This is a genomic window from Streptomyces sp. NRRL B-1347, assembly GCF_000720325.1.
GTDB lineage: Bacteria > Actinomycetota > Actinomycetes > Streptomycetales > Streptomycetaceae > Streptomyces.
Genome location: NZ_JOJM01000001.1, coordinates 210,839 through 224,809, shown reverse-complemented (window position 1 = coordinate 224,809; position 13,971 = coordinate 210,839). Strand labels below are relative to the sequence as shown.

Below are 13,971 nucleotides of genomic sequence, written 5' to 3'. Positions count from 1 at the left end.
CTCACAGCTCGATCACCATCCGCTCCGCCGCGACGTCGAGTCCCAGGTCGGCGAGTTGCTTGTGCTGTTCGGCGCCGGGGTCCCCGAGGGGGTTCGTGTTGTTCAGATGCGTGTACAGACAGCGGCCCGGCAGGCGTGCGAGCCGGTGCGCGGTACCACTCGGACCGGTGATCGGCACATGGCCCATCCCGGTGGCGGTGGTGCGGGAGAACCCGGCCCGCAGCGGCTCGTCGTCGTCCCAGAAGGTGCCGTCGACGAGGACGAGGTCGGCCTCGCGGGCGGCCCGCTCGAAGGCGTCGGTCCAGGCGGCGAGGGCCGGGGCGTACAGGGCGGTGGCGCCGGAGCGGGTGTCGCGCAGGCGCAGGGCGACGGACCAGGCGTCCCCGTCGGCCGCGGGCCCGGTGGCGTCGGCCGCGTAGCGCGGGCGCTTGGCCGAAACGGGCACCGCGCTGACGGCGACCTCCGCCTCCCGGCCCAGGGGCGTGTCCGTGTCCGTCAGCTCGCGCCAGCGGACCGTGGTGTACGGGCCGAGCACGGCCCCGAGGCCGAGCCGTTCGCGGACCGCGCGGCGCACCGGCGCGGTGGCGACCACGTCCACGCCGTCGCGGGCCTCCCGCAGACGGGCGATGCCGAGGGTGTGGTCGAGCTCCGCGTCGGTGAGCAGGACGCCCGCGAGGGGGGAGCGGCGGACGTCGGCCCCAGGGTCGGGCAGCAGCTCGGGGCAGTCCTCGACCTGCTCGCCGATGTCGGGCGTCGCGTTGACGAGGTACCAGCGGCCCGGGCCCGCCCGGACGGCGAGGCAGGCGTGGCGTCGGCGGCGCCCGGGGTGGGCACGGGCCCCGGCGCAGCCGGGGCACGCGCAGTTCCACTGGGGCAGCCCGCCGCCCGCCGCGGTGCCGAGCACCTGCAGCAGCACGGTCCGTGCTTACCGGTCGGCGAGGCGGTACGCGGTGACCTCGAGCGAGGTCTCGACGACCGTGTACTCGGGGGTCTGCCAGGCCGTGCGGTCGGTCGGGCCCGGGGGAAGCTCCGACGTCTCCTTGTCGTGGCTGTTCATGGGCGTGCCTGCCTTTCCTGAAGAAGTGGGGGTTCAGGAGCCACTGGGATACACCACCACCGCTGTGCGTAGGGTGTTCACATGGATGGCCTGCGTTCAGTGACGTGCAACAGAGTCGCGGCATGACGGGACGCGGTCAATGGTTCGGACCGATAAGGTCGGAGCCATATCTGGCCATTCTGAAGAGGCCGCCGCGGCCCGGGCCCCCCGCCAGGAATGCGGCACGGCCTTTGATCGTTGACCATGGACGTACCACCCGACGACGCATAAGGATCGAGAGCCCGTGAGCAAGGTCCCCCCGATCATCCTGAACAACGGCATCGAGATGCCCCAGCTCGGCTTCGGCGTCTGGCAGGTGCCGGACGACGAGGCGGAGCGGGCGGTCGCGACGGCCCTGGAGTCCGGGTACCGCAGCATCGACACGGCGGCCGTCTACGAGAACGAGACGGGCACCGGCAAGGCCATCGCGGCCTCCGGCGTCGCCCGCGAGGAGCTCTTCGTCACCACGAAGCTCTGGAACAGCGCGCAGGGGTACGACTCGACGCTCCAGGCGTTCGACGAGTCCCTGAGCAAGCTCGGCCTCGACTACGTCGATCTGTATCTGATCCACTGGCCGATGCCGGACAAGGACGCGTACATCGACACGTACAAGGCCTTCGAGAAGATCCTCGCGGACGGCCGCGCCAAGTCGATCGGCGTCTCCAACTTCCTTCCGGAGCACCTGGAGCGCCTCATCGACGCCACGTCGGTGATCCCGGCCGTGAACCAGATCGAGCTGCACCCGCACCTCCAGCAGCGCGCCTCCCGCGAGTACCACGCGGAGCAGGGCATCGCCACCGAGGCCTGGTCGCCGCTCGGCCAGGGCAAGGGGCTCCTGGAGGTCCCGGCGATCGTCGCGATCGCCCAGAAGCACGGCCGCAGCCCGGCGCAGATCGTCCTGCGCTGGCACCTCCAGCTGGGCAACGTGGTCATCCCCAAGTCGGTGACCCCGTCCCGCATCGAGGAGAACATCACGGTGTTCGACTTCGAGCTCGACCCGGAGGACATGGCGGCGATCAGCGCGCTGAACGAGGACCGGCGGATCGGCCCCGACCCGGCGGACTTCCACGTCGCGTAGGGCGCGCGAGCGGAATCACGGCCCGGTCGCGCCCCCGGTCTCCCGGGGGCGCGACCGGGCCAGTTCGTCCTTGAGGGCTCGGACGTCGCGGTGGTCCGCGCCGAGTTCGGGCGCGAGGGCGGCCACCGCGTGTTCCAGGACCTCGACGGCCCCGAAGCGGTCGCCCCCGGAGAGGTGCGCGTCGACGAGGTTCCTGGTCATCGCCACGGTGCGGGCGTCCCCTTCGCCGAACATGCGGGCGCACCCGTGCAGCGCGGTGCGGTACGTCACGACGGCCCGCGCGGGGTCCCCCGCCTCCAGGTGCGCGAACCCGAGGTAGCTGTACGTCTTGAGCACGTCGGCGTGCGCCTCGCCGAGCCTGCGGCGGCGGGCGTCCAGCGCCTGGTCGAGCAGTTCGACGGCCCTTTCGTGGCGCCCGCTGCCGAGGAGCGCGATGGCCGTGCGGTCGAGCGCGGCCAGGGTCTCCTCGTGCTCCTCCCCCAGGCTCACCCGCCGCGCGCGCAGCGCCCGCTCGTACAGGGGCAGCGCCCGGTCCTCGTCGCCCACCTCCGCGAAGAGCGCGGCGAGGCGGTCGTACGACTCCCAGGTCTCCGGGGAGTCCTCGCCGAGCACCTCGCGCTGGAGCTCCAGCGTGCGCTCGTACGTCGGAATGGCCAGGCTCCAGTCGCCGTTCGCCCCGTACGCGTAGGCCAGGCGCGCTGACGCGCGCAGGGTGGCGGGGTGGTCGGTGCCCAGCGCGTCCGCCGCCGCCGACCGCCACTCCTCCGCCACCTCGACGGCGCTCTCCCGGTTCCCGGCCCGTACCTCGGCGTCGACCAGACGGCCCCAGAGGCGCTGGGTCTCCGGGTGCGCCTCGCCGCGCGCCGCCCGGCTGCGCCGCAGGGCCTCGCCGTACGCGTTGATGGCATCGGGCAGCCCGTCCTCCGAACCCTCCAGGGCGTGGGCGACGTCGCTGAGGGCGCTGATCACCCGGGGGTGGTCCGCGCCGAACACCCGGGTGAGGTCGACGAGGACCTGCGTCCCCTCGCGGGAGGCCCGCCCCCGCTCGCCCACCGCGTACAGGGCCGCGGCGAGGCGGCCCCGGACGGCGAGGGTGTCCGGATGGTCCTCCCCCAGCTCCCGGCGGACGGCGGCCAGGGTGGCCTCGTACAGCTCCACGGCCGTGCGCGGCTCCCCGAGGGTGAGGGCCAGGCCCGCGATGGCCGCGCAGGGGGTGAACAGGGCGGGGGATGGCCTGCGCAGGGCGTGGCGGGCCAGGGCGTGCAGCTTCGCGAACTGCTGCCACGCCTCGTCCCGCTCGCCCGCCTGGTGTTTCAGCTCGGCGAGTTCGACCCGCAGGAGCAGGGCTTCCGGAGCGTCCGGAGCAGGGAACCAGCGCGCCTCCTCGCACGTGCGCACCGCTTCTTCGAGGCGGCCCGCCCGCCGCAGCGCGTTCACGAGGCGCCGGGTCGCGCGCAGGCTCTCCGTGGAGACGCCCCCGGCCTTGCGCTCTCTGCCCGCCACCGCGCGGCGCAGCATGACGATGCCGCGCTCCACCTCTCCTTGCACGCTGACAAAGTCCGCCGCCTCCTCCAGAAGGGGGGCGAGGTCCGCGAAGTCGTTCTCGGGCTCCGATCGCTCGGCCAGGTGGTCGATGTGCGGCAGCAGCGCCTGCCAGCGCGGCCAGGTCGCGGGGTCTTCGGCGCCTCCGGGCAGGGCGCCGTCGAGGCAGGCCACAGCTTCGAACCGGGCGCCCCGGAGGGCCGTCGCGCTGCGCCACGCGTCGTTCTCGTCCGGCTCGCGGACGACGTCCTGCACCAGGGGGTGCATCCGCAGCGCGTCGCCGTCGCGGCTGACGAGGCCGAGCCCCGCCAGCGTCTCGGCGGCGCGGGCCAGAGCGGCGGCACTGCCCATGCGGGACAGCAGGCCCAGCGGGACCGGTTCGGGGGCGAGCCAGGCGAACACGTTCACGACGCGGCGTGCCAGCCGGTCGTCCACGGTACGCAGGACCGCCCGGATGGCGTCTCCGACGCCGGGCCGGTCCTCGCTCAGGATGGACCGGTCGCGTTCGAGGAGCATCAGGTACTGGGCGGGCGACACCCCTTCCCGCACCATGTACGCGGCCGCGTTCGACAGGGCGAGCGGCAGGTGCCCGAGCGCTTCGGCGAGGCCGTGCGCGTCCCCCTCCACCACGTCCCGGTCCAGGCGGGCACGGAGCAGATCGACGGCCTCTGCGGGCCGCATCACGCCCAGTTCCAGGACCGGGCCGACGCCCTCCCAGCCGTCGGCCCGTCTGCTGGTGACCAGGACCCGGCCGCCCGCGCCCAGGCGTTCCAGGAGCGCGGCGACGTCGGCAGGACTCTCCGGGCCGTCGAGGAGCAGCACCCAGTCGTCGTGCGCGGCCAGCCAGCCGACGGCCCACTCGCTCGCCTCCTCCCGCGACATGGCGTCCGCGGACTCGGGCCGCAGGGCGTGGGCGAGGTCCGCCAGCCCTTCGGCCGGGGTCGACGCGCGCAGCCACCACACCGGGTTCAGCGACGCGCGCACGGACTCACGGGTGCCCCAATAGGCGGCGAGAGCCGACTTCCCCATCCCTGTGCTGCCGCACACGACCACCGCGCGGAGGTCGCCGGATGCCGGACAGGGGGCGAGCAACTCCTCGTCCAGGCGCCGCAGTTCCGCGGCCCGGCCCACGAAGGTGTGCTGCGGGGGAACGTTCGTCAGACCCGGCGGCGCCGACACCTCGCCGGACGTGGCGAACCACTCGGCCAAGGCCTCGTCGTGGATCTCCAGCGACATGGTGCGCCCGTGCATGCTCACGACCGGGGCGGGCGCCGCCGCCGGCCGCTCCGCCACCCGGATCGCCCGCCCCCGCAGCACCCCGAGCGCCTCCTCGCTGACCAGCGCGAACGGCGCGCCCGCCGCGCCCAGTTGGCGGGTGCCCGTGCCTTCCGCGACGGGGACGACCGCGCGGAAGGAGCGGACGGCCGAGCCCGCGCGGGCCTCGATCTCCTCGCCGATACGGGTGAGGAGGTCGGTGACGGCGAGGGACTCGGGGCGCGGCAGGGTCTCGATGAGGGCGGCGCGGGCGCCGGGGACGAAGTCGTAGAGGCCGCGCTCCAGGTCGACGGGTTCAAGGAGGCCGCTGAGCAGGACCTCGGCGAGGTCGCTCGGCCGGGAGCCGGGGGTGACGCGCTGCTGGATGAGGCGCATCACGGGCAGCGCGGGCACCGAGAGGGCCACGTGCGCGGCGAGCCCGGCGGCCGTGCGGGACGCGGCGAGCTGGAAGCGCAGGACGCGCTCGGCGATCGGCAGGTCGCCCTCGTCGGTGCGGGGTTCGACGGGGGCGGGCGGGGCGGCGCCGACGTAGGTGACGGCGGTGTCGCGGGGGCGGTCGCCCGCCGCCGTCACCAGGGCGGCCCAGTCGGCGAGCCACTCCGGCGCGAGTTCGAGGACGGGCACGGGCAGGGCCCCGGCGGGGCGGTGGGCGCGGCCGTGGTGCGGGAGGAAGCGGAGCGCGGCGTTCGGGGCGAGGGCCCGGGCCGCGATCGCCCGGCCGGGCACGGTGGGCGCCGCGGTGCGCCGCCAGAGGCGTTCGGGCAGCGGCTGCAGGACGGCGGTGGGCCCGCGCCGCGCCCAGGTGTGCAGGGCCTCGCCTGCGCGCCCCGCCCACCAGTGGGGGCCCGAGCAGTCGCTGAGGACCAGGGTCAGCTGACGCCCCGTGGGGTCGACCGCGGCGGCGGGCGGCACGGCGGGGCGGCCCGGCGCGGACCGCAGGCCGACGCGGGTGGCGAGGTCGGCGACGTACCAGAGGCGGATGTCGCGGAACGCGCCGGTGCGCTGGAGTGCCGCCCGCAGCTCCCCCGCCAGCGGCCGCCACACGGTCATGGCGGAGCCGGTGTCGACGACGAGGGCCAGGCGCAGCGGGCGGTCGGCGGCGGGCACCAGGACGGGCACCCAGGGGCGGCGTCCCGCGCGCTCCGCGGCGCGCGCGGCGGTGGCGTCCTCGTCCAGGACGCGGCGGCGGGCGTCCGGCACGCGCCGTTTGAGGGGGCGCAGGGCGCGCTGGATGGCGAGTTCGTGGCGCAGCGCCTGCGGGGCGGGCACGAGCACGTCGTCGGCGTCGGTGCCGGGCCGCGCGGCACCGCGCGGCAGGTGCAGGGGCCGCCCGCCGGTCCCGTCGGCCCGCGGGGCGTCCTCGGCCGCGGCCTCCTCCGCGTCGTCGTCGGGATGCCCGGGCCGCGGGCGGCGCCGGTGCTCCGGGTCCCGTGCGCCGCCCGGCGCGAGGGCGTCCGGCGGCAGTCGGGGTCCGCCCGGGCGCTGCGTCCGGGTGCCGTCGGGGCTCTCGGTGGCCTCGGGCAGCAGGCGGGCGAGCCACAGCATCTCCGCGAGTTCGAGGGGCGTGACCGGCGGGCCGAGGGCCTCAAGGGTGGCGCGCAGCCGGTCAAGCGTCATCGGCGCCGGTCGCCTCGCTGCTCAGGTACGGGGCGACCTGGTCGGCCAGCTCCCGTACGGACTCCGGCGGTTCACCGAAGGCCGCATGATGGCACATGTAGATGGCGTTCAGGAGCTGGTCGTTGGCGAGCAGCCCGCCGCCGCGCCGGTCGAAGAAGCGCTGGATGACGTCGTGCGCGCCCTGGGGCAGCGCGCCCGAGCCGTCGCCGACGACTCCGCCGAGGTGCTCGCTGACGATCGCGGTCAGCTCCTCGACGGTGGCGGGCTGCTTCAGGTCGACGGTCACGCAGCGGCGCAGGAACGCGGGCGGGAACTCGCGCTCGCCGTTGCTGGTCATGACCACGAAGGGGAAGGCGCGGCAGGTGACGGTGCCGTCGCGGATCTCGACGCGGTCCGTGGTGCTGTCGGCCGTCATCACCTCGGCGGTGGGCTCGGCGCGCCGGGCCAGCTCGACGAGTTCGTACGACCCCTTCTCGAAGATGGTGAGGAGGTCGTTCGGCAGGTCGATGTCGCTCTTGTCGATCTCGTCGACGAGCAGCACCCGGGGGCGCGCGTAGGGCAGCAGGGCGGTGCCGAGCGGGCCGAGGCGCAGATAGTCGCCGATGTCGTCGGCCGCCGCTGGCTCCGCGGCCCCTTCGCGGGCGCGCCCGGCGGCGTACAGACGGGTCAGCGGGTCGTACGCGTACAGGCCTTCGCGCAGGGTGACGCGGCTGGTGATGGGCCAGTGCAGGACCTTGCCGAGCCCGAGTTCGTGGGCGACGGCGTAGGCGAGGGACGACTTGCCGGTGCCGGGGGCGCCGGTGACCAGGAGCGGCCTGCGCAGGTAGAGGGCGGCGTTGACCTGGCGTACGGCGTCGGGACCGGGGCGGTAGCTGACGGCGGCGTGCCGGTTGCCGCTGTCGCCGGGCGGGGTGGGCAGCGGCGGGCCGCCGGTGAAGCGCCGCCAGGGCGGCGGGTCGGGCAGCTGGTCGACGCGGTCGTGCGGGGTGCGGCCGCCGGTGTAGACGTGCCAGGCGTGCGACGGGTGTGCGGTCACCTCAGCCCCTCTCCTTGTTCCCCATGGCCAGCGGCGGATCGGGCCTGCGCTCCGGGTCGTCCCAGAACAGCGTCAGCCGGTGCCCGCAGTGGCCGTCGCCGCCCCGCTCCGGGGAGCGGGCCTCCTTGCGCAACCTCATGACCTCGTACGGGAGCCGGTCGGGGTCGAGTCCCGACACCGCCCCGGTGAGCCGGCGGAGGAAGGTGCCGGACGCGCAGTCCTCGTGCCCCGGTCCGTCGCAGTCGCGCCGCCGCCACAGCATGATGGGCATGCCGATGTCGAGCGCGGCCGACAGCCAGGCGTCGACGGGCGTCGCCGCGTACGCGAGGGCGCACAGCTGCTCCTGGCCGTCGAGCCAGTCGTAGAACTCCTGGTAGTCCCAGGTCAGGGAGCAGGCGACGGGCTTGGGCCGGGTCTCGCCGCGAGCCCGCACGGTCTCCCAGCGCTCACGGGTGAAGCGGCAGACCATGAGGGGTTTGAGGCGGTCCGTGTGGCGGACCACGACCGGCACGGCCCGCAGCGGCCGGGGCCTGGCCGCGCCCGGCTCGTGCAGCAGCCACTCCTCGAAGGGCTCGCCCATGAGCCCCTGCGGCACGACGAACTCCGCGATCCAGTCGAAGGCGGCGACGGCGCCGACCTGTTCGGCGAGGAGCGCCTCGACCTTCGTCCGCAGCTGCTGGGGGCGCACCCGGACGGGTCCGGCCCGGCCGACCGGGACCCCGTCGACGAGGGCGCACACGGACAGGTCCAGGCTCTTGGCCTTCGTCATCGGCTCCACCCGGACCATGAGGGACCCGGTGCGCGCGGCCCGCACTTCCGGGCCGCCCGGGGCGGCGCCCGGCTGCTCCGGCTGCCAGCGTCGCAGCCAGGCGGCGAGACGGGCGGCGACGGCGGCGGGCGCGTGGTCCCGCAGCTCGCGCAGCAGCCGTTCGACGCGGCCCTCGCCGGTCAGCTCCTCGGCGACGTGCCGCACGGCGTGCCACGGCGACCGGAAGGCGGGCAGCTGCCGCAGGAACGTCGGGAAGGCCCGGCGCACCGCCAACGCCACGGCGGCGGGCTTCAGTTCGCCCCCGTCGAAGACGGCCCGCAGCTCGCGGCGCGGCGCGGGCTCCATCCAGTCGAGGGGCAGCAGGTCGTCCAGGCCCTCCCAGTGGCGGCGGACGGTCTCCAGGGGCAGCATGCGGCCCTGCGCGCCCCCGCGCTCACCCTCCAGATCGGCGTCGGTGACGATGCCGACGACCTCCCCGGTCACCGGCTCGTACACCCCGGCGCCGCTGAACCCCTCGCCGAGGCGCCGCAGATGGGCCTTGTCGACGTCCAGCTCCAGCCATTCGCCGTGCAGTTGACGGTCGGCGCTGGTGGTCACCGTGACGTACGTGCCGTCGCGCTCGTGGCCCTCGGGGAAGCCGAGGGCGCGCAGCACGTGGGCGGCGCGGCCGCGGTCCGGGCGGAGCGCGCCGAGGGGCGCGAGGGCGCAGGGCGGCACGGCCACGGGGCGGTCGAGAGCGAGCACCGCGATGTCGCCGCGGTCGCCCAGCTCACGCCAGCGGCCCGTCCACACGACGCGCGCCGGTTCCTCACCGGCGACTCCGGGCAGGGCCACGCGGACCTCGTCGCGGCCGTCGACGACGTGGGCGCAGGTGATCACCCGCTCGCCGTCGACCAGCACGCCCGCCCCCAACGGCGGGCCGCCGCCGACCGCGCGGATGCGGGCACGCCAGTGCATGTCCGCCATTATTCGCCCCGCGCGGCGCCTTCCGCGCCCCCTGGGGCGTCCCCTTTCGACCACGTCAGCTTGACCGTCAGATGTCCTTCGGCGGCGGTCCTGGCGATGACGGCGCCCGCGGCGGCGCTCAGCTTCACGCCGAACTCCAGCTCGATCCCGTCCGGGTCGAGCGCCCGCTCCCGGAACGTCCGGAGCGCCGAGAGCGCGGCGCCGCGCACATTGCCGAGGGCCGCCTCGAAGCGGCCCTCCACCTCCCGGATCCCGTCCTCGTCCCGGCGCGAGACGGACCGGTAGCCCACGTCCCGCGAGTCCACCTCCACGACGACGGGCCCGTCGTCGGACTCCCAGCGCATCAGCTCCCTCATGCGGCAGAACGTAGCCCCAAGTGGCCTTCCCTAAGGGCGAAGTGGCGAAATCTACGTCCGCCACGGCGCGTGAATACGCATCCCCGCCCGCCAATTATTCAAGTTTGACTAGACTGGCGGGATGGCTGAGAAAACCATCCCGCTGCTCCCCTGTCAGTCCGTCCAGCCGGTCGTCGACTTCTACACCGCCCTCGGTTTCGAGACGACCTACCTCCAGAAGAGCCCGTACGCGTACGCCGTCGTCGAACGCGGCTCCGTGGAGCTCCAGTTCTTCGGCATGAAGCAGTACGACCCCGCCGGTTCGTACTCGGGGTGCTACGTCCTCACCGACGACGTGGACGCGCTGTACGCGACGTTCCGGGCCGGGCTCAAGGCCGCGTACGGCAAGGTGCCGAGGCGGGGGCTGCCCCGGATCGGGCCGCTGAAGGACATGTCGTACGGCGTGCGGCAGTTCCTGCTGACCGACCCCGCGGGCAACAGCATCCGCGTCGGGCAGCAGATCGGTGAGGACCAGAGCCACCGGCCCGCGCCGAAGGAGACCTTCGCGCGGGCGCTGCACGTCGCCGACCTCTTCGTCGACTCCAAGGAGGACCTGGCGGGCGCGGCCAAGGTCATCGACCGCGCCCTCGGCCTGACGGACGAGCGGCCCACGCCCGCGCAGCACCTGCGGCTGCTCGTGCTGCGCGGGGACATCGCCCAGCGGCAGGGGGACGACGAGCGCGCGCGGCACCTCCTGGAGCGGGCCGCCGGGATCGGGCTCGACGACGCCGCCCTGGACGGGCTCGGCGATGAGGAGCGGGAGGCGGTGCGCGACGCGCTCGCCCGGCTCGACGAGCTGCGGTCGTAGGGCGGACCACCGGCCGCGGGGCGCCCCGGGCGCCCGGGTCAGCCCTCCTTCACCGCCACGTGCACCGTGTGCGCCACCAGCAGGAACATGTCCCTGCGGCGGTGCAGGCCCTGCGGGTCATCGGGGTCGAGCAGCCGGTTCAGGACCGCCACGTCGTCCGCCGCGAGCTCCTCGGGCCCCTCGGCGGCCGCCAGGTCGCGGTAGCGCTCGAAGGTGGAGATGGCGTGCGCCCGCGCCCGCTCGTCCAGGGGCGCGGGCAGGTCGAGCAGGAACGTGCGCGTCGCCACGTGGCGCAGGCCCGCCGCCCCGAGCAGCGCGGCCCAGTCCTCCGTGACCTCCGCGGCGCCGGGCAGGGAGGCGCGCATGCGCGTGAACCACTGCTCGTTGGCCGCGTCCAGGCGGGCCTGCAGGCCCGGGCGGCCCATGCCGATGTCGCGCGGCAGGCTGCGCGGCGGCAGGCCGCCTTCGAGGACCGCAAGCGCGCCGCCCGGCGCGAGCCGCTCCCCGAGCGCGGTGAGCGCGGCGACCTGGTCGCCCACGTGGTGCACGGAGCGCGCCGCCCAGATCAGGTCGGCGGGCGGCAGCTCGCCCAGGCCGTCGGGGAGTTCCGCGCGGTGCGCGCGCACCCGGCCGCCGAGCCCCAGGCGGGCCGCGCGCGCCTCGGCCCGGTCGAGCAGGGCCCGCTCCGGGTCCGCCGCGACCACCTCGGCCTGGGGGAACGCCTCCGCGAGCAGACAGCTGACCACGCCCGGGCCGCTGCCCGCGTCGACGACCAGGGAGGGCTCGGCGCCCGCCGCGCGCAGCTCCCGCAGCCACGCGGCGGCCTGGCGGTACACCGGGGCGGTGACCTCGGCGTTCTGCTCCAGTACGGGGGCCATCTCGGCCCAGTCGATGTCGTGGTCGCCGTGGCTGTGGCCGTGCCCGTGGCTGTGTCCATGGCCGTGGCCCTCATGGGAGCCGTGGGAGCCGTGTCCGTCGGTCTCGGTCTCGGTCTCGTACGCCGTCATCGTTCCGCCGCCCTCTCACCTGGTCTTCGCGAACGCTGCCAGCCTGCGTCGGCTTGCCGAGGACGGCCAGTTCCGTTGCTGTTTCGGCAAACCGAGCGGTGCCGTTCCGGGGCGGTCAGGAGGCGCTCTTCGTGAACGCGCGCAGCGCGAACTCCGGGTCGGGCCGCCGCACGTCCTGGTCCGGCAGCTCCGCGAGCCGCGCAGCGTACCCCCGCGCCATGGCGCTGTCCGTCGGAATGCTGGTGAACCAGCCGCGGAACAGGTCCTCGGCGGTGCTGCGCGGGCTGCGGCCCTGGCCGTGCCCGGTGAAGCGGGCGCGGCCCGCGGGGACGAACCCGCACGCCGCGGCGTAGCCCTCGACGCGGGCCGCGCCGTCCACGGGCGTGCGGACCGGGCGGCCCGCGAGGGCGGCGTCGATGTCGCTGCCCACGTCGTGCGACGCGGCCTTGTCGACGGTGGTGACGAAGCGGCCGCCGGGCCTGAGCACCCGGGCGCACTCCGCCACCACCGCCCCGGCCTCCTCCGGCCGGGCGAACAGGTGCAGCAGCCACACCGTGGCCACCGCGTCGAACGCGCCGTCGGGGAACGGCAGTCGGCGGCTGTCGCCCAGGACGACGGCGCCGGGGACGCGCTCGGCGGCCATGCGGGCCATGGCGTACGTCGCGTCCACGCCGGTCACGGCGAGGCCCGGCCGGTCGGCGAGCCGCCGGGTGACGAGGCCCGTGCCGCAGGCCACGTCGAGCAGGGTGCGGGTGCCCGGCGGCAGCAGCGAGAGGACCGCGGCGGCCGCGGCGGCGGCCCGTGGCTCACCGCCGCGCGACGCGTCGTACCGGACGGCCTCCTTGCCGTAGTCGAGCATCACGCCGCCGCTTCCCGACGTCACGCGGCACCGTGCCCGGGCGCCAGCTCCTCGACCCTGCGGGCGAGTTCGAAGTCGCGCTCGGTGAGGGCGCCGCCCGCGCTGTGGGTGCGCACCGCGAGCGCCACCGTGTCATAGCCGAGGGTGATGTCCGCGTGGTGGTCGAGCTCCTGCTGCACCTGGGAGATGTGGACGACGAGCGCGGTGGCCGCGTAGTGCGAGCCGAGCCGGTAGGAGCGGGTGAGGCTCCTCCCGGAGGCTTCCGTGCTCCCGGTGCTCTCAGCGTTCCCGGTGCTCTCGGTGGTCCCGGTGAGCGACCAGCCGGGCAGTTCGGCGAGCCGGTCCTCGATCTCCTTCTGCGACAGCGGTTCAAGGGGCATGGCCGCGCTCCTCACCTTGGTGTCGGGGGTCTGTTGTCAGCCTGCCACAGCGATTCGCAGGCGGGGACTCAGCGGCGCGAGCATTCCGTCGCGAGATCGTCCGCGAGCGCCGCGATGGCCGCCCTGCCCTCGGTGACTTTCAGCCAGTCGCCGGGCAGCGCGTGGTCGCCGTGCAGCGCGCCGAGGAGGTTGCCGCAGACCGAGCCGGTCGAGTCGCTGTCGCCCGAGTGGTTCACGGCGAGGGTCAGGGCGTCCTCGACGCGGGGCGCGGCCAGGGCCGCGTACACCGCGACGGCGAGCGCCTCCTCGGCGATCCAGCCCGCGCCCAGGGACTCCACCCGGGTCGCGTCCGGCGCCCCGTCGGCGGCCAGGTCGACGGCGCGGGTGAGCGCGGTGGACGTCTCCTCGTGCCCGGGGTACCGGGCGAGCAGCCGCAGGGTGCGCAGGACCGCGCCCTCCAGGGAGTCCCCCGCGACCAGGTGGGCCACGATCGCGGCGAGCGCGCCCGCGGCGTAGGAGCCGGTGGGGTGGCCGTGCGTGATCTGCGCGCAGCGCGCGGCGAGTTCGAAGGCCCGCCCCGCGGGGGCGCGGGTGAGCCCGAAGGGCGCCGAGCGCATGACGGTGCCGCAGCCCTTGGACTCCGGGTTGACCGGCCCCCGCGGGCCGAGCGGGGCGCGCGGGTCGGGGGCGTAGGCGTGGGCGAGACCGCTGAGGCAGGCCTCGCCGGGCGCGCGCTGGGCGTAGAGCCAGGGCTGCGCGGCGAGGCCGCCGCGCGCCTCCGCTACGGGCCCCGGCCGGTGCTGCGTGTCCAGCCAGCGCAGATACGCCTCCAGGACGAGCCGGGGCGCCGCGCCTCCGATGCCCTTGCGGCGCTCCCGCGCGTGGGCGAGCTCCAGGGCCTCGGCGGTGAACAGCGTCATCTGCGTGTCGTCGCTGATCCGGCACAGCCCGTCGGCGTCGGTCAGCGGACCCCTCACGCCGTGCGGGCCGTGGGCGGCCCGGATGGCGGCGAGGGAGTCGAACTCGACCGCGTAGCCGAGCGCGTCCCCGAGCGCGCCGCCCAGCAGACAGCCGCGCACGCGCGCGCGGTAGACGGCCGCGGCCTCCCAGGACAGCGGGTCCCACGGGTTGTTCATGTCGGTC

Annotated in this window: 12 protein-coding genes; 2 read left to right on the top strand and 10 right to left on the bottom strand. The window is 75.3% G+C overall.

What is annotated here, in order from left to right; translation table 11 throughout:
• Position 1: 1 nt before the first annotated feature.
• Together pqqB and pqqA are read right to left on the bottom strand one after the other, a co-directional pair.
• Entirely contained in the window at positions 2-916 is a 915-nt protein-coding gene (gene pqqB / locus IG74_RS0101000) for a pyrroloquinoline quinone biosynthesis protein PqqB (RefSeq protein WP_030667881.1), read from the bottom strand.
• A 9-nt stretch (positions 917-925) separates the two neighbouring features.
• On the bottom strand, positions 926-1,057 hold the full coding sequence (pqqA, locus tag IG74_RS48675; RefSeq protein WP_063761197.1) for a pyrroloquinoline quinone precursor peptide PqqA: 132 nt from the start codon (positions 1,055-1,057) through the stop codon (positions 926-928).
• A 325-nt stretch (positions 1,058-1,382) separates the two neighbouring features.
• Between pqqA and IG74_RS0100990 the strand changes: the two genes are divergently transcribed.
• On the top strand, positions 1,383-2,174 hold the full coding sequence (locus IG74_RS0100990; RefSeq protein WP_051854435.1) for an aldo/keto reductase: 792 nt from the start codon (positions 1,383-1,385) through the stop codon (positions 2,172-2,174).
• 15 nt (positions 2,175-2,189) lie between these two features.
• Here the strand turns inward: IG74_RS0100990 and IG74_RS47560 are convergent, their stop codons facing one another.
• The 4 genes from IG74_RS47560 to IG74_RS0100965 are packed head-to-tail and all read right to left on the bottom strand — an operon-like array spanning position 2,190 to position 9,735.
• Positions 2,190-6,608, bottom strand: coding sequence for a tetratricopeptide repeat protein (locus IG74_RS47560; RefSeq protein WP_051854418.1), 4,419 nt, complete (start codon positions 6,606-6,608; stop codon positions 2,190-2,192).
• Positions 6,598-7,644 (bottom strand): AAA family ATPase, encoded by a 1,047-nt coding sequence (locus IG74_RS0100975; protein ID WP_030667865.1) that lies wholly within the window; start codon positions 7,642-7,644, stop codon positions 6,598-6,600. Before IG74_RS0100975 ends, IG74_RS47560 begins: the two co-directional genes overlap by 11 nt.
• A 1-nt stretch (position 7,645) precedes the next feature.
• The gene (locus tag IG74_RS0100970; protein WP_158857371.1) at positions 7,646-9,370 is read right to left on the bottom strand and encodes a trypsin-like peptidase domain-containing protein; all 1,725 of its coding nucleotides are present in this window, start codon (positions 9,368-9,370) and stop codon (positions 7,646-7,648) included.
• Positions 9,371-9,378: 8 nt separating this feature from the next.
• Positions 9,379-9,735, bottom strand: coding sequence for a CU044_2847 family protein (locus IG74_RS0100965; RefSeq protein ID WP_030667859.1), 357 nt, complete (start codon positions 9,733-9,735; stop codon positions 9,379-9,381).
• Positions 9,736-9,856: 121 nt separating this feature from the next.
• On the opposite strand from IG74_RS0100965, the gene IG74_RS0100960 reads away from it, so the two are divergent.
• Positions 9,857-10,582, top strand: coding sequence for a bleomycin resistance protein (locus IG74_RS0100960; protein ID WP_030667855.1), 726 nt, complete (start codon positions 9,857-9,859; stop codon positions 10,580-10,582).
• 38 nt (positions 10,583-10,620) lie between these two features.
• Here the strand turns inward: IG74_RS0100960 and IG74_RS0100955 are convergent, their stop codons facing one another.
• The 4 genes from IG74_RS0100955 to IG74_RS0100940 all read right to left on the bottom strand — a co-directional run bounded on the left by IG74_RS0100955 (position 10,621) and on the right by IG74_RS0100940 (position 13,964).
• Positions 10,621-11,589 (bottom strand): class I SAM-dependent methyltransferase, encoded by a 969-nt coding sequence (locus IG74_RS0100955; RefSeq protein WP_051854417.1) that lies wholly within the window; start codon positions 11,587-11,589, stop codon positions 10,621-10,623.
• 115 nt (positions 11,590-11,704) lie between these two features.
• Complete coding sequence (locus tag IG74_RS0100950; protein ID WP_030667850.1) at positions 11,705-12,448, bottom strand: class I SAM-dependent methyltransferase; 744 nt, start codon at positions 12,446-12,448, stop codon at positions 11,705-11,707.
• Positions 12,449-12,468: 20 nt separating this feature from the next.
• The gene (locus IG74_RS0100945) at positions 12,469-12,828 is read right to left on the bottom strand and encodes a 4a-hydroxytetrahydrobiopterin dehydratase (protein WP_030667846.1); all 360 of its coding nucleotides are present in this window, start codon (positions 12,826-12,828) and stop codon (positions 12,469-12,471) included.
• A gap of 68 nt (positions 12,829-12,896) precedes the next feature.
• Entirely contained in the window at positions 12,897-13,964 is a 1,068-nt protein-coding gene (locus tag IG74_RS0100940) for an ADP-ribosylglycohydrolase family protein (protein ID WP_030667843.1), read from the bottom strand.
• Positions 13,965-13,971: the final 7 nt, after the last annotated feature.

Coding starts and splice junctions, on each gene's coding strand:
- pqqA (WP_063761197.1), bottom strand. CDS start 1,057: ATGAACAGCCACGACAAGGAGACGTCGGAGCTTCCCCCGGGCCCGACC.
- IG74_RS0100990 (WP_051854435.1), top strand. CDS start 1,383: ATGCCCCAGCTCGGCTTCGGCGTCTGGCAGGTGCCGGACGACGAGGCG.
- IG74_RS47560 (WP_051854418.1), bottom strand. CDS start 6,608: ATGACGCTTGACCGGCTGCGCGCCACCCTTGAGGCCCTCGGCCCGCCG.
- IG74_RS0100970 (WP_158857371.1), bottom strand. CDS start 9,370: ATGCACTGGCGTGCCCGCATCCGCGCGGTCGGCGGCGGCCCGCCGTTG.
- IG74_RS0100965 (WP_030667859.1), bottom strand. CDS start 9,735: ATGAGGGAGCTGATGCGCTGGGAGTCCGACGACGGGCCCGTCGTCGTG.
- IG74_RS0100960 (WP_030667855.1), top strand. CDS start 9,857: ATGGCTGAGAAAACCATCCCGCTGCTCCCCTGTCAGTCCGTCCAGCCG.
- IG74_RS0100955 (WP_051854417.1), bottom strand. CDS start 11,589: ATGACGGCGTACGAGACCGAGACCGAGACCGACGGACACGGCTCCCAC.
- IG74_RS0100950 (WP_030667850.1), bottom strand. CDS start 12,448: ATGCTCGACTACGGCAAGGAGGCCGTCCGGTACGACGCGTCGCGCGGC.
- IG74_RS0100945 (WP_030667846.1), bottom strand. CDS start 12,828: ATGCCCCTTGAACCGCTGTCGCAGAAGGAGATCGAGGACCGGCTCGCC.
- IG74_RS0100940 (WP_030667843.1), bottom strand. CDS start 13,964: ATGAACAACCCGTGGGACCCGCTGTCCTGGGAGGCCGCGGCCGTCTAC.